Here is a 15,984-nt window from a genome sequence, read left to right as displayed (position 1 = left end):
CAAAAATCAACCCAAAACAGCAGGTTATGATGACGAGTGCACAGATACGCAGTCAATTTCTTGATTTTTTTCAATCAAAGGGGCATACCATTGTGCCTTCGGCACCCATCGTTTTAAAAGATGACCCGACCCTATTGTTTACCAATGCGGGCATGAACCAGTTTAAAGATTATTTCCTGGACAATAAAAAAGCGCCTTATAACAGGGCTGCGGATACCCAAAAATGTTTGCGGGTTAGCGGTAAGCACAACGACCTGGAAGAAGTAGGCGTGGATACCTATCACCATACCATGTTTGAAATGCTGGGCAACTGGAGCTTTGGCGATTATTTTAAAAAGGAAGCTATTGAATGGAGCTGGGAACTGTTAACTGAAGTATATAAACTGGACAAGGATAGATTGTACGTAACCATTTTTGAAGGCGACGAAAAAGAAGGCTTGCCAAAAGATGAAGAAGCATATAATGAATGGAAAAAATATGTAGATGAAGACCGGATTTTATTGGGCAACAAAAAAGACAATTTTTGGGAGATGGGCGACACCGGACCCTGTGGCCCGTGTACGGAAATTCATGTGGATTGCAGAAGCGAAGAAGAAAGAAAACAAGTGGCCGGCAAAACTTTGGTAAACAACGATCATCCGCAGGTGATTGAAATCTGGAACAATGTGTTTATTCAGTTTAACCGGAAAAAAGATGGCAGCCTAGAACCATTACCGGCAAAACATGTAGATACCGGGATGGGATTTGAAAGATTGGTAAGGGTAATACAAGGCAAACAAAGTAATTACGACACAGATGTTTTTACCGGAACAATTGCCGAAATCATTAAAATAGTAAAGAAAGAATATAAAGCTGGTGATGATAAAGAAAGCATTGCGTTCAGGGTTTTAGCTGATCATATACGGGCCATCAGTTTCTGCATTGCAGACGGACAGCTGCCTTCCAACACAGGCGCAGGCTATGTTATACGCCGTATACTTCGCAGGGCTGTGCGATATTATTATTCTTATCTGGATTATAAGCAGCCATTGCTGTTTCAACTGTTGCCTGTAATTGCTACCCAATTTGAAAATGTTTTTCCGGAATTGAATGCACAAAAGGATTTTGTAGCAAGAGTGATTAAAGAAGAGGAAGAGGCATTTTTAAGAACGCTGGATAAGGGTTTGAAGAAGATCGAGGAAGCGATGGCACAGTCACAGCAAACGAAAACGATCAACGGTGCTACCGCTTTCGAACTGTTGGATACTTTCGGTTTCCCGATTGATCTTACCATTCTTATTGCAGCAGAAAATAATTTAACCGTGGATGAGGCTGGTTTTAAAGCCGAAATGCAGCAACAAAAAAACCGCAGCCGTGCCGCTACAACTTTAGAAACGGAAGACTGGGTAACCTTAATTGAAAATGTCAGCAACAAATTTGTAGGCTACGATTCACTGGAAACAGCAAGCAATATTATCAAGTATAGAAAAGTAACGGCTAAAGGAAAAGAACAATATCAACTGGTATTGGATACCACACCCTTTTATGCTGAAAGTGGCGGACAGGTGGGCGATACGGGTGTTTTACAATTTGGTGATGAAGCCATCGGAGTAACAAACACCAAAAAAGAAAATGATTTGATCATTCATTTTACTGACAAGCTGCCGGCTGCAATTGAAACAACTGTCACAGCAAAAGTAGATGCAGCCAGGAGAAAAGCCATTGCTGTGCATCACAGCGTTACCCATTTAATGCATTCAGCTTTACGTACCATGCTGGGCAAGCATGTAGCACAAAAAGGAAGTTTGGTAAACAATGATTACCTGCGTTTTGACTTTAGCCATTTTGCCAAAGTAACCAATGAGGAAATCGCCGCAGTTGAAAAACTGGTTAATGAAAAGATCAGGGAAAATATTCCGGTAGTTATAAAATCCATGCACAAGGATGAAGCCGTAGCCATGGGCGCCATGGCTTTGTTTGGAGAAAAATATGGCGATATAGTGCGGGTGGTGATTATGGATCCTGGGTATAGTATTGAACTTTGCGGCGGTACGCATGTGGGCAGTACGGGCGAGCTCGGCATCTTTAAAATACAGCATGAAAGTGCCGTGGCTGCTGGTGTAAGAAGAATTGAAGCCGTTTGTGGCGCAGCAGCAGAAACCTACATCAACGAACAATTTGTGGCGCTGGATGAAATTCGTGGTTTGTTGAAAAATTCAAAAGACATTCCAAAATCAATACAATATCTGCAATCGGAAAACAGCCTGTTGTCCAAACGTATTGAAGGGCTGGAAGCAAGGCAACTGGTAGGCATCCGCAACGAATTATTGCAGCAGGATGAAATCATCAACAACGTAACTTTTGTGGGCGCCATCATAGAAGTCAGCAATGCAGATGCCCTGAAAAAATTATGTACCGATCTTAAAAGCCACCTGCACGACAGCGTGATAGTGCTTTGCAGCAACATAGACGGCAAAGCCTTTGTAGCCATTGGTATCGCCGATACAGTGGTAGCAGCAAAAAACCTGGATGCTACGAAAATTATCAAAGAGCAAGTTGCCGGTTTGATAAAAGGGGGCGGTGGCGGACAAAAAAACCTGGGCACTGCAGGCGGACAGGATGTAAGTAATTTTAAAACCATTATTGAAAAGGTAAAATCCTTATTATAAAAATCAACTTCTTATTTTTTAACGAAGGGAAGTTGTAATGGCTTCCCTTTTTTATTGCATGCCATGAAAATAATCATAGAAACTCCCCGCCTGGTCTTGCGCCAGTTTACCATGGCAGATGCACCGCTGATATGGACACTCAACAGTGCACCCGGTGTACTGCAATACATTCACGAGCCGGCACTAAAGAATGTTGAGGAAGCGACAAACGTGTTGCAAAATATCATGCTGCCGCAGTATGAAAATAATCTTGGACGCTGGGCCGTTCATACAAAACACAACAATGAATTTATTGGCTGGTGTGGTTTAAAATGGCTGCAATCAACAAATGAAATAGATCTGGGCTACCGCTTTACGCCGCGTCATTGGGGCAAAGGCTATGCTACCGAGGCGGCACAGCATACATTAAACTACGGCCTCCATCAATTAAACCTGCAGGAAATTTTTGGTAAGGCTCACATTGATAATACCGCATCTCAAAACGTACTTGAAAAAATTGGAATGCAGTATGTAAAAGAAATTATGGAAGACAACGTGCAGGTAAAAGTATATCGTGCCACTTAATTATTATAAAAATTATAGCCGCAAATCGGTAAACAAATATCTTTGGTAAAATGGTAATTCATGATCAGCTACAATCCTAAAGAGTGGTTTACATTTATATTTCGCTTTCACAAAGCGGATAGCTTTCGCCGGTTGTTCCCCCTGATTATCGGCATCAGTATTTATTCAGGTATTATTGCTTACGTGGAGATGGAATATTTTCAGCTTTCCGTAAATAGCTTTTTAAAAAATATTCCGCTTATGCACAGCCTGCTTGGCTTTGCCATATCCATGCTGCTTGTTTTCAGAACCAACACCGCCTACGATCGCTGGTGGGAAGGCCGCAAACTTTGGGGCAGCCTGGTCAATAACAGCCGTAATCTGGCCATCAAACTTACAGTAATGTTGCCAGAAGAAGATAAGGAGCAACGCCTCTTTTTTAGGAAAATAATTCCGGCCTACGCATATGCCTTGCGCAATCACTTAAAAGCAGAAAAAACAAGAATTGAACTGTTTGAAGAAGATGCCAGGCATCCTATTTTTAAACACATCGATACAGAAAAACACATTCCCAACCAGGTTGCCTTACTTATGTTCAGGCATATTCAGCAAATGTATAAAGAGCAAAAAATTAATGGCGATCAACTCATCATTCTCAATGCAGAGCTGCAATCTTTTACGGATATTTGCGGCGCCTGCGAACGGATAAAAAATACGCCCATCCCTTTTTCGTACAGCGTATTTATAAAAAAATTCATCTTTTTCTATGTAATGACTCTACCCTTCGGTTATGTATTCAGCCTCGGGTACTACGTAATACCAGTAGTAGCTTTTATCTTTTATGTACTCGCCAGCCTGGAACTGATTGCCGAAGAAATTGAAGACCCGTTTGGCAACGACGAAAATGATGTGCCCACGGATAAAATTGCACTTAATATTCACAAACACGTGGCCGAACTGATTTAATTTTTGTAAGACAATTTTTTGTCCGGGCCAGGATACAGCCGTGGTCATCATTGTTTTGCGTCGCCCTCTTGTACGGCATACCATTTTTGCACCTTAGGAACAGGCTGCGGCGTGTTCCTACCCCTGCCTGATTTAAAAATTTTGTTAAACCAATTAAATAATCTGCGAATAAATTCGTAATTAAAAAATTCTACCTACATTTGAACTACTAAATATTTCGTATATCAAATCAACCAACATGAAAAAAATAATTTTTACCGCACTGGCAGCAGGTTTCATTAGTTTGTCATTGACTGCATCAGCGCAGGAGGATCTTAAACAAGACTCAAAGGACTACATCACAAAACCGGATAAAAAAGGAAAAAAAGAAACACAGGAAATTATTATTAAAAGCAATGGCGATAAAACCGTTAAACTCAATGTTGAAATTGACGGTGATAAAGTTACCATCAACGGAAAACCCTTGTCTGACTTTAATGATGCAGATGTAACCATCAATAAAAGGAAATTCATCATCCGCGACGATCATGGAGGAAATATGACTTTTAATTTTGACGGCCCGGATGGAATGCCAGAGATTGCTGGTCTTGACCGCTTACAGGGAATGAAAAGAGGTCCGGGTGCTCACAAGCCTTTCCTTGGTGTAACAACAGAAAAAACTGCTGAAGGCGCTAAAATTGTGGAAGTACTAAAAGAAAGCGCCGCTGAAAAAGCTGGATTAAAAAAGGATGATATCATTACAAAAATAGGCGATGAAAAAGTGAATGACGCCGGAGAACTGGCTGAAATCATCAGTAGTAAAAAACCAAAGGAAGAAATAAAAATAGCCTACATCAGGGATGGCAAAAAAAAGGATGTTAAGGCTGTACTGGGCGACCGGATTGAAGAAAGAAATATGGTTTTTAAATACGATAATTCAGGTCCGATGGTACGTGGTTTTAAAGCTCCCCGTGTGCAGGTAAGACCAATGCCCGATGGTGACATGTTCCGGAATTTTAACATGGATGACAATTTTAATTTTGGCCCGAATGAGGACTTAATAGGCGGCATGTTTCCGCGGCAAAAAAGGTTGGGATTAAAAATTCAGGATACAGAAGAAGGTGGAAATGTAAAAGTAATTGATGTGGAAGATTCATCTGCCGCACAAAAAGCCGGTCTTAAAAAAGACGATGTAATCACTGAAATAAACGGTCAGAAAATAAGCAATACAGATGATGCAAGGGAGCAGTTGCAGGAAGTAGCCGACAAATCTGCCTACACTATCAAAGCGAAGAGAAACGGAACAGAAATGAATTTCGATATCAAGATTCCGAAAAAACTGAAGACCGCTAACTTATAAACGAAAACCTCCATGTAAAATCCATTCGTCTGTGGCCGCGGCCATTGGCGGATGGATTTCTTGTTTACCCTATCTAAAGGAGGGCATTTGAAATTTCCTCCTTTAGAAAATAGCCACCAACTTCTTTGTACATTTGCAACCGTGATAAAAAATGATAAATACGAGGTGGTAATCGGGCTTGAAGTGCACGCCCAGCTGCTTACAAAAAGCAAATTGTTCTGTGGCGACAGCGCTGCCTTTGGCGCGGCACCCAACACGCACATTAGCCCCATAACACTGGCGCACCCGGGCACGCTGCCCAAAATGAACAAACAGGCCATTGAATATGCAGTAAAACTGGGGCTCGCACTGCATTGTGAAATTGAACAGCAAAATTATTTTGCCCGCAAAAACTATTTTTACCCTGATTTGCCCAAAGGCTACCAGGTAAGTCAGCATACTACGCCCATTTGTAAAAGCGGTACGGTGCGGATTAAGACCGGAGATACCGAACGGCATATTCGGCTAAACCGAATTCATATGGAAGAAGATGCTGGCAAAAGTTTACATGATGTAGATGAAAATTATACTGCTATTGATTTAAACCGGGCCGGTGTTCCCCTGCTTGAAATAGTAAGCGAGCCCGATTTGCACAGCAGCGAAGAAGCATTCGCCTATGTAACAGAACTGCGCCGCCTCGTGCGCTGGCTTAATATCTGCGACGGCAATATGGAAGAAGGCAGTATGCGTTGCGATGCCAATATTTCCATCCGTTTAAAAGGCGAAACAAAGCTTGGCACCCGGGTAGAAGTGAAAAACTTAAACAGCATCCGCAACGTAAAACGTGCCATTGATGTAGAGGTAAACCGCTTAATTGATATTGTAGAAAGTGGCGAAAAAGTGATACAGCAAACAAGAAGTTATGATGCCGATAACAACACCACTTTTTCATTGCGCAGCAAGGAAGAAGCAGATGATTACCGTTATTTTGCCGATCCGGATCTTACCCCATTTAACATTACGGATGAATTTTTACAGCAGGTAAAAAATGCATTGCCTGCATTGCATGAAGAACTGGAAAAAAAATATATCTCGGTATTTAATTTACCAGTGTATGATGCGCAGGTAATTTGCGGTGATAAATTACTCGTTGATTTTTTTGAAGCGACCATACAACATACCAATCATTACAAAGCCGTAGTTAACTGGCTGATGGGTCCTGTAAAATCTTACTGTAACGATAGGGGTATTGATCTGTCAGACTTTCCGTTAACGCCCGAAAAAATAAGTGCACTGATTAAACTGGTGGATGAAGGCAAGGTGAATTTCAGTATCGCATCTTCAAAAATATTTAATGCTTTATTGGTTGATCCACGAAAGGAACCTTTACACATTGCCACCACCTTAAACCTGCTGCAGGAAAGCGACACAGGCTCGGTTGCTGTTTGGGTTGACGAAGTAATTGCTAAGATGCCTGAAAAAGTAAAGGAATATAAAAGCGGTAAAAAAGGCCTGATCGGATTATTTGTAGGCGAAGTTAAAAAATTAAGCAAGGGCAAAGCAGATATGAATCTTGTAAATAAATTATTGGCAGAAAAATTAAATTAAACAACCGGAATGAAAAACTTATTAACTATTGCCTTGTGTGCTGCCACTTTATTATCATGCAATAATAAAAATGAGCCGGGGAAATTTACAGTAAACGGACAGATCAGCAATGCGCCTGATCAAAAAATATACCTGGAAGAATTGTTTTTCAGTGAAAAGAATCCGGAAGTGCTGGACACTGGCGAGATAAAAAATGGTCACTTTACAGTATCTGCACTGGCGGTGGAAGAAGGGTTGTACCGCATTCGCCTGGAAAAAGACAGCGCCTTTTTTGTATTGATCAATGATAAAGATGAAATTGGTTTTACAGCCGATTACAATAAACTTGCTACTGAGGCAGGCACATTTGCCTCTCCCGCAAATGCTTCATTAAAAAAATTCCTCGATGGCATTCGTTCTCAAAGAATAGCGTTGGAGAATAAGTCGGCCGGGCTACGGCAAATGACCGCATCAGGTCAATCTGATAGCCTGTTAACTGTAAATAAAAATGAACTGGCAGAAAAGGAAGTTGTATATAACCATTTCATCAGCCAATATGTTGACACCACCACAGACCCCGTTGTGGCGATGTTTGCTTTAGGATATTCACAAACCATCGAGCCAGACAAATTAGAAAAACCTGTCGCCGGTCTTGCTGCAAGGTTTCCAAAACATATGGCTTTGAACAGCATGGTTGCGCAGTACAATCAACTGATTGCGCAATTCAAGGCAAAGCCGCATGAAGGAGGTATGGCTCCTGAAATAAATTTACCGGATACAACAGGTAAACCATTTGCATTGAGTATGCTGAAAGGTAAATATGTGCTGGTAGATTTCTGGGCCAGCTGGTGCGCTCCCTGCCGGGCAGAAAACCCGAATGTGGTAAAAGCATACAATACTTTCAAAGATAAAAACTTTACTGTGTTGGGCGTTTCGCTTGACCAGGATAAAGGCCAATGGGAAAATGCCATCAAGGCAGACAGCCTGAACTGGTATCATATCAGCGATCTTAAATACTGGAGCAGCGCCGCCGTTAAATTGTATGGCTTTGATGGCATTCCTTACAACGTTCTTGTTGACCCAACAGGAAAAATTATCGCCATGAATTTAAGAGGCGATGCGCTTGAAAGCAAACTGGCAGGGATTTTAAAATAAACGCTTACTATTTTTTTACCGGCTCTTTTACGAGTGTAGTATCTTCTTTTAATAACGGAACCTGGTATCCACCGGTATCAATCGTTGTTTTAGGAAATAAAGTTTTTAATGTGCTCCAGTCTTTGGAAGTATAGCCCGTTTTATACAAGTACAACCACTGCAAATTTTTGAGTGTTTTTAATTGAGCAACGCCTGTTGCCGTAATTTTTGTACCCACAAGATTCAGGTATTGTAGGCCCGAAATCGCGGCCAGTTGTGCCAATCCCTTGTCAGTAACAAATGTATTTGACAAATCAAGCTTGGTAAGATTGGTCAATTGTGCAACCTGCATTATGGCATCATCACCAATATTGGTGTTCTGTAATTTTAACCAGATCAGCTGCGGTTTTAGCTGTTGTAATAACTGCAGATCGGCTTTATCAACGATACTGTCTGTTACAAAGTTTGCCATCAGGTAATTGGTATTTTGGGCTACCGGCAACACAACAATATTCCTCGCTTTTAACGAATCAATAATTTTTTCATCTGATTTGGTGACTGCGGCGGCAGGAATATCTGTTCTTGGTTTTTGCGTTTCAGTAATTGTTTGCAGGGCCAGTAAAACTGGCTTTATTTTATCGGTTTGTGCAAGGTCTTTTACTTTCTTCTGGGCATCCGCATTGTTGCCAATCCACCAGTGCAGCAGGGCAACCTGGCTCTCAGATAACTGCGGCTTTTCTTTTGGCGGCATATGGTGATCGTTATCTGTTGGCAGCAACAATCTTTTAATCAATTCGCTTGCATCTGCATTGCCTGGCGTGATTACTTTACCATCTTTTCCTCCTTTCATTAACAGGCTTATTTCATCCATCCGCAGGCCGCCTTTTTGTTTATTGGCGTTGTGACAGCTGTAACATTTGGTTTGTAAAATGGGAGCAATCACATCGGTATAAGCAATGGCTTCCTGCACATTGGCAATGGGCTTAATTGTCGCATTCGCCAAAGTATCGTTGCTAAAAATTTGCTGCAACGGGCGACTCAAATAATCCGATCCATGTGTAAGCGATCCGCCCAAATGGCCGGTAATCATCAGTAACACAAACAACCCGGCTGAAAGTATTTTTTTATTAATGGCAAACGCCGGATTTTTTTCTTTCGCATACAAAACCAGCGAAACCAATGTTACCGCGATGGCCATCCACATGTGCCAGCTAACAAGCGATTTATCGTAATCGTCACTGATGGATAACAGGTAACCTGTAACGCAGGACGCAAAGGCCATACAACAACCAATAAGCAAAATAACCGGAATTGCCGGGGCAAGCGCTACATATTGATTGTTACGGTTCATCCATTGGAGCAGCAATGCCACAAACAAAATACCGATGGGCAAGTGCACCAGCAGCGGATGAAAATGACCAAAAAATTCAATGACTGATAAAAGTTTCAACAGATAAATATTTATTAAGGCAAAATAAAATCGCTTTTTATGCTGGTTAAAAAAAAGAGTTTTGTGGCAAGCTTTTGTTTTTCAATTTAGCATTGTTGTGTCACTCACTTGTACATTTTCAGCAACCAGGAACAATGTAAAACGTGCAGCTTAAAGAATTGGTTTTTCAAATTAAATTAAAATCCCTGAACCCGCTACAATCTTCTCCATTTCCTTCCCTCCGGGGAGGATAGGTGGGGCTTCTTACAAATATCTCTTTCTCAACAAATGCATCATGTAAACATTGATGGCCCATTGATCAGCCAGGGGTTGATGAGTATAAGGAACAGTAGGCATATAATCCGGCGGACCAAATTCTGTAAGTACTGTTAACACTTCACCTTTTTGTTTTTTAATGGCAACCACAGCATCCCACCAGGCAAAATGTGCTTTTACTGCTTCCTCCCATTCCGGCGCTCTCGGATCGCTTACCTGCGGCCCTTCTGCGTGGCCAATACGTGCATGTAGGTGATCCGTTCTTTCTATCGCGAGGTTAACCGTTTCCTGCTGATCAGCCAATAAGCTTTCACTAACGTTGCACCAGTGCGATATATCCATTGTAATACGCAGACCGGGTATTTGCTGCATAAATGTTTTGGCAACCGGTGCCGCAAAAAGCATCCTCGAGCGGTGCGTTTCATGACAAATTTTTATCCCCGTTTCTTTTGACAGCGTCATCGTAAAATCAATCAGCGCCTTGTTTTCTTCGTAACTGAAATAATCTTTACCGCTATGGCAGTTAATGTATAAAGGCGATTGTACTTTATTGGTAACCGCAGCCGTAACCATCTGTTTAAAGCTGGAAAAATGTTCTGCATAATTGCTTTGATGGCCGGCTGTAAGAAAGCCTACTTCCAGGTTATACTTTTTTAGTGCGGCAAATAATTCGTCGGTTTCCTTTTGTGAATTGTTCCACCATATTTCTATACCGTCGTACCCTTCCTGTTTTACTTTGGCGCAATAAGCATCTATGCTTCCCTGGTAGCCCCAGTTGGTAGCCAGCACTTTCAGTTTAAAACCTGTATTCATTTGATTGATTTTTTGTGGTATGGCAAATACATCCAGCGAAGTAAGCAATAATGCCGTTGTTGCAGACGTGGTTGTTTGTAAAAAGTTTCTTCGGTTTAGCAGCATGGTTAGTGGTGAGTGTTCAGTGGCGAGTAGCGAGCACTGAGCAGTAGTTCACTCACTACTTAGCACTCACTGTTCACAATATTAGCTCAAAATATCAGTAATTACTTTTCCCCTCGTGTCAGTTAGCCTGAACGGCCTTCCCTGGAAATCGTAGGTTAGCTTTTCATGATCAAAACCCAACTGGTTTAATATGGTGGCCTGGATATCAAAGGGCTCAACTTTACCACTGATGGCGCTATAACCAATTTCATCTGTCTCTCCATAAGAGAACCCTTTTTTGATACCGGCGCCTGCCATCCACATCGTAAATGCTTCTGTATGATGGTCCCTGCCTTTATAGGGGTTTTGTTTGCCCTCCCTGTTTTCCATCATCGGCGTTCTGCCAAATTCACCACCCCAAACTACCAACGTTTCTTCCAGCAAACCACGTTGCTTTAAATCAAGAATTAACGCAGTGATACATTTATCTACCGAGCGGCATTTATTGATAAAGCCAAGGTCAATTGCAAGGCTTGCATCTGTACCGTGACTATCCCATCCCCAGTCAAATAATTGTACAAAGCGAACACCTTTCTCTACCAGTTTTCTTGCAAGCAACACATTGTTGGCGAAACATCCATGTCCTGGTTGGGTACCGTACATTTCATGAATATAAGCCGGTTCATTGTTAATGTTCATCACCTCCGGCGCTGATATCTGCATCTTATAAGCCATTTCATATTGCGATATCCTTGATAAAATTTCGGGATCATTATAGGTTTTATATTCCTCCGCATTTACCTGGTTAATGGCATCAATGCTGGCCTTGCGCAGGTCCCTGTCCATACCTTCAGGGTCTTTAATAAACAGCACAGGGTCGCCTTCACTTCTGCACTGAACGCCTTGGTATACGCTCGGCAAAAAGCCGCTTCCCCACACGCTTTTACCTGCATCTGGATTTTTTCCTCCACTGGTTAACACCACAAATCCGGGCAGGTTTTGATTCTCTGTACCCAAGCCATAAGTAGCCCACGATCCAATACTGGGCCTGCCTAAGCGTGCCGAACCGGTATGCACCATCAGCTGTGCCGGTGCATGGTTAAACTGGTCGGTAGTAACTGCTTTTAAAAAACTTATTTCATCTACAATAGAAGCCAGGTGCGGCATATTTTCGCTTACCCATGCCCTTGAGTTGCCATGCTGCGCAAACTTTGCCTGCGGTCCAAGCATTTTAGGAACACCTCTGATAAAAGCAAACTTCTTTCCTTCCAGCAACGACTGTGGGCAATCCTGACCATCCATTTTCATCAGCTCGGGCTTATAGTCAAACAGCTCCAGTTGCGATGGGGCGCCCGCCATGTGCAGGTAAATTACGCTCTTTGCTTTGGCGGCAAAAGGCGGCAACTTGGGCATCAGCGGATGAGCAGGATCAAACACTACACTGCTGCTCTGCGGCCCCTTGCTGGCGCAGCTTCCAAACAGCGAGCCCAATGCCAGCGCACCCAACCCCATGGCACTTTCTTTTAAAAAGTGGCGACGGGTATTCATCTGCATCACAGCTTTTTCAGCCTCCCTGATCAACCGCTGCTGGTGTAATTGTTTTTGTGTCATTGTAATAGTTTGTTGTGTTATCTACCGCAATTGGTTCTTCTCTATAACTAATCATTTATAAATCATCACTCATAATGTTCCCTAGTTTTTCGTCACCACTTCGTCCAGGTTCAGCATTGCATTGGCCACCACAGTTAATGCGGCTGTTTCCGGATTGTTGTGTTCGTTTGGTGCACCAATCAGCTCACAGGTTTTCTCTTCATCTTTTTTAAATTTATTGAGAGCGGTGTTGTATAAATTTAATAATGCCTGTAAACTTTTTGCGTCAATATCATGCAGGGTGGCTGACTTAAATCCTTTTTTAATTTGCTCACTGGTTTCTTTTCCGGCAATGGCCTGCATGCGGTAGGCAAAATTTCTTGCGATGTCAATATACGCCGAATCATTCAATGTGGTGAGCGCCTGCAAAGGTGTATTGGTGCGGATACGCCTTGCTGTACAAACTTCACGTGCCACACCATCAAAAGTCATCATGGATGGATAAGGTGCTGAACGTTTCCAGAAAATATACATTGCACGGCGATACTGTTCGTTTCCTTTTGGCTGTTGCCATTCTTCACCGTTCCAGGGCGAAAGCCAGATGCCGTTTGGCTGCCAGGGATAAACGCTGGGGCCTCCAATTGCCGGGTTCAGCAAACCGCTGATGCTTAAACTCTGGTCTCTCACCTGTTCTGCCGATAAACGAACCCTTGATCCGCGGGCATACAATTTATTGTAAGGATCTTTTTGCTGTAATTCAGGCAGGAGTTTAGAATCCTGCTGATAGGCAGCACTCATTACAATTGTACGGATCAGTTTTTTAACGCTCCAGTTATCCTGGTGCATAAACTGGTAACTGAGCCAATCAAGCAGTTCAACATGCGTCGGCGCAATGCCCTGCGAACCGAGGTCTTCCAATGTTTCTGCAAGGCCGTTTCCAAACAGTTGCTCCCATACCCGGTTCACCATGGTCCGGGCTGTTAATGGGTTTTGATCGGACGTTAACCACATGGCCAAACCCAACCGGTTTTTGGGTGCGTTGGCAGGGAAAGCGTTGAGTGATTTAGGCACGTCCGGTTCTACCTGATCTCCTTTTACCAGCCAGTTACCTCGGTTAAAAATATATGAAGCCCGGTGCATGTCTGGTGGATTTTCATACATCACGGGAGTGGTGGTCACCTTCGCATTCATCAGTTGCCAAAACCAGCTGTAGGCAGAATCGTATCCCGGTTTTTCTTTGCCGGGAAAGGCTTCTTCAAAACGAAACCATTCAAACAAAACGCCGGTCTGTTCCGCGGTTTTCAGGCTGCTATTTTTATAGGTAAAATAGAGGTCATGAAAACCAATTGTCGGTTTGATTTTGGTACTGGCAATTTGCCAGCCTTCTTTTACCGGCGCAATTTGTACGGTAGTTAAAACCGGTCCGTTTAAAGAATCAGTGTGGATGGTCCATATACCATTTTTTACAGACGATGTATAGCGAAACAATAACTCCTGTTTGTTGCTGAGATCAACATGCTGTAACCTGCAGGATCCATTATTTCGCATGCCGGCATACCAGCTACTTACAAGTGCTGCATTTACAAACTGGTTACATTGTAAGGAGTTGATGGTTGGCTGCCATGTTTTTAAAAATGCATAATAAGCTTTGGCGGTATCAGCTGAAACATTTTCGTTGATCCATTTTGTTAAGCGAAAAATGGTGGCACTGTCCCGGCCCGAATACTGCCGCAACAAGGGATAATCGGCTTGTGAATCTTCATCTCTTGCATTGTTGAAAAAAGCCATGAACTTATAATATTCATCCTGCTTAAACGGGTCGTACGGGTGACTGTGGCATTGCACACAACCAAAACTAGTGCCCATCAATCCCTGCCAGGTGGTGTTTACACGATCCATTACGGCGGCGGTTCTAAACTCTTCATTGTCGGTTCCACCTTCATCATTTGTCATGCTGTTGCGGTGAAAAGCGGTGGCGATATAATCATCGTCTGTTGCATCCGGCAACAAATCGCCGGCAATTTGCTCCACCAAAAATTGGTTATAGGGTTTATCTGCATTGAAATTTTCGATGAGCCAATCACGGTATTTCCAGATGTTTCTGCCCATGTCTGCCTCATAACCTTTGGTATCGGCATACCGTGCCAGGTCAAGCCACATGCTGGTCCATTTTTCACCGTAATGCGGCGAGGCCAATAGAGAATCTACCAGGTTTGCATAGGCATTATTGCTGCTGTCATTCAGAAATTGTTGTGCAATATTTTCTGAAGGCGGCATACCAATTAAATCCAGGCTAACCCTTCTTAACAACGTTTTTTTATCTGCCTGCGGCGATGGTTTTAAATCCTGTTCATTCAGTTTTTGTTCTATAAAATAATCAACTTCGTTTTTTGCCCAGTCACTTTTTTTATTGATTAAACCAAAGAAACTTTTTGCCTGCGGAACTGCAACTTCCTTTACCGGGGCATAGGCCCAGTGCTGGCCCCAGGCCGCACCCTGTTTTATCCAGGCAGATAAAATTTCAATATCTTCTTTGCTGAGTGCATCATGTTTATAAGGCATCCGTTCTTCGGGATCTTTCAGTGTTAGCCGCCGGATCATTTCGCTGTGTTCGGGATCACCGGGTATAATCGCCTGTTTGCCTGCTTTGGTTTTGGCCAGCGCTTCTTCCCGAAACAATAAACTAAAACCACCTTTCTGTTTTACCCCGCCGTGGCAGGTGATACAATTTTTATTGATGATAGGCTTTACCTGTGTTGTAAAATCGATGGTTGATTTCCGGATGCCAATTAACCAACTGCTCACCGCCAGGGCGCCCAATATCAAAACAATAAAAACGATTTTTTTATTCATGCCGGAGGAGCGGGTTGAGTATAAATGTTACCCTTAAAGTTAAAACTTTGTGAGGAAGAATGTTTCTAAAAATTAAATGGCTGCTACAAAATTACCGAAAGCAACATCTATGCGTCAGACAATCCGGATTCGAAGCTGATTAAATCAGCAATCATTCAGTTTCTATGTAAATTTAGACTAATAATAGCCGTGATATTCTTTACCGGGTTTAGATTTCTTGCATAGTTTTTCTATTTATTATAAAAAACAAAAGAACGTGAAGCACTTATTGATTATGGCAATTTGCCTTAATTGCCAGTTTATCCAGGCTCAAAAAATTAAAGAGCAGGGCTCTTTTGTTGAAAATTTCAATATGCCTGTTTCAAAATTTTTCAGGTATGGCTCAACTGGCAATGCTGCTGATTTTAAAAAGGCATTCGGAGTAAATTCAATCACAGAACCGGGTACTAAAATACTTTCCTTTAAGATCGATCCGGCGGATTCTGCGGGGCCCGGGCGTGGACCAGAGATTATTTCAAATAACTTCACTCATTTTGGCACTTATTCAGCAAGGCTTAAAATACCTGATGTTGTAAAAACACAGCCCAATGCCGGAGCGGTGGTAGGGTATTTTACTTATCACGTTGATAGTATTCCCGGCCTCAGTGAAATTGATTTTGAATGGTTAATTGCCGATCCGGAAGTAATTTATATAGGAACATGGACAGGACATGAAAGCGCCCTAAAACGAATCGGTCGCACCA

At 42.4% G+C, this 15,984-nt stretch carries 11 protein-coding genes; 7 read left to right on the top strand and 4 right to left on the bottom strand.

Going from position 1 to position 15,984, the window contains the following annotated elements:
• From alaS to JWR61_RS21475, 6 genes are all read left to right on the top strand, one after another.
• A partial coding sequence (gene alaS, locus JWR61_RS21500) for an alanine--tRNA ligase (RefSeq protein ID WP_301929758.1) occupies positions 1-2,648 on the top strand: 2,648 nt, incomplete at its 5' end.
• A 63-nt stretch (positions 2,649-2,711) separates the two neighbouring features.
• Complete coding sequence (locus JWR61_RS21495) at positions 2,712-3,212, top strand: GNAT family N-acetyltransferase (protein WP_301929757.1); 501 nt, start codon at positions 2,712-2,714, stop codon at positions 3,210-3,212.
• Positions 3,213-3,272: 60 nt separating this feature from the next.
• Positions 3,273-4,157, top strand: coding sequence for a bestrophin family protein (locus JWR61_RS21490; protein ID WP_301929756.1), 885 nt, complete (start codon positions 3,273-3,275; stop codon positions 4,155-4,157).
• Positions 4,158-4,395: 238 nt separating this feature from the next.
• Complete coding sequence (locus JWR61_RS21485) at positions 4,396-5,496, top strand: PDZ domain-containing protein (protein ID WP_301929755.1); 1,101 nt, start codon at positions 4,396-4,398, stop codon at positions 5,494-5,496.
• A 141-nt stretch (positions 5,497-5,637) separates the two neighbouring features.
• Entirely contained in the window at positions 5,638-7,083 is a 1,446-nt protein-coding gene (gene gatB / locus JWR61_RS21480) for an Asp-tRNA(Asn)/Glu-tRNA(Gln) amidotransferase subunit GatB (protein WP_301929754.1), read from the top strand.
• Positions 7,084-7,092: 9 nt separating this feature from the next.
• A complete protein-coding gene (locus tag JWR61_RS21475; RefSeq protein WP_301929753.1) occupies positions 7,093-8,217 on the top strand; it encodes a TlpA disulfide reductase family protein in 1,125 nt (374 codons plus the stop codon).
• Positions 8,218-8,224: 7 nt separating this feature from the next.
• Here JWR61_RS21475 and JWR61_RS21470 read toward each other — a convergent pair whose 3' ends face one another.
• From JWR61_RS21470 to JWR61_RS21455, 4 genes are all read right to left on the bottom strand, one after another.
• A complete protein-coding gene (locus JWR61_RS21470) occupies positions 8,225-9,646 on the bottom strand; it encodes a c-type cytochrome domain-containing protein (protein WP_301929752.1) in 1,422 nt (473 codons plus the stop codon).
• 243 nt (positions 9,647-9,889) lie between these two features.
• Positions 9,890-10,819, bottom strand: a complete 930-nt coding sequence (locus tag JWR61_RS21465; protein ID WP_301929751.1) for a sugar phosphate isomerase/epimerase — start codon at positions 10,817-10,819, stop codon at positions 9,890-9,892.
• Positions 10,820-10,900: 81 nt separating this feature from the next.
• A complete protein-coding gene (locus JWR61_RS21460) occupies positions 10,901-12,409 on the bottom strand; it encodes a DUF1501 domain-containing protein (RefSeq protein WP_301929750.1) in 1,509 nt (502 codons plus the stop codon).
• An 81-nt stretch (positions 12,410-12,490) separates the two neighbouring features.
• Positions 12,491-15,241 (bottom strand): DUF1553 domain-containing protein, encoded by a 2,751-nt coding sequence (locus JWR61_RS21455; protein WP_301929749.1) that lies wholly within the window; start codon positions 15,239-15,241, stop codon positions 12,491-12,493.
• 256 nt (positions 15,242-15,497) lie between these two features.
• Between JWR61_RS21455 and JWR61_RS21450 the strand changes: the two genes are divergently transcribed.
• Positions 15,498-15,984: glycoside hydrolase family 16 protein (locus tag JWR61_RS21450; protein WP_301929748.1), on the top strand; the 487-nt coding region annotated here is incomplete at its 3' end.

It is taken from the genome of Ferruginibacter sp., from assembly GCF_028288465.1.
Lineage (GTDB): Bacteria > Bacteroidota > Bacteroidia > Chitinophagales > Chitinophagaceae > Ferruginibacter.
Note: the sequence above shows the minus strand (reverse complement) of the source record. Positions and strands in the feature narration are given on the sequence as shown.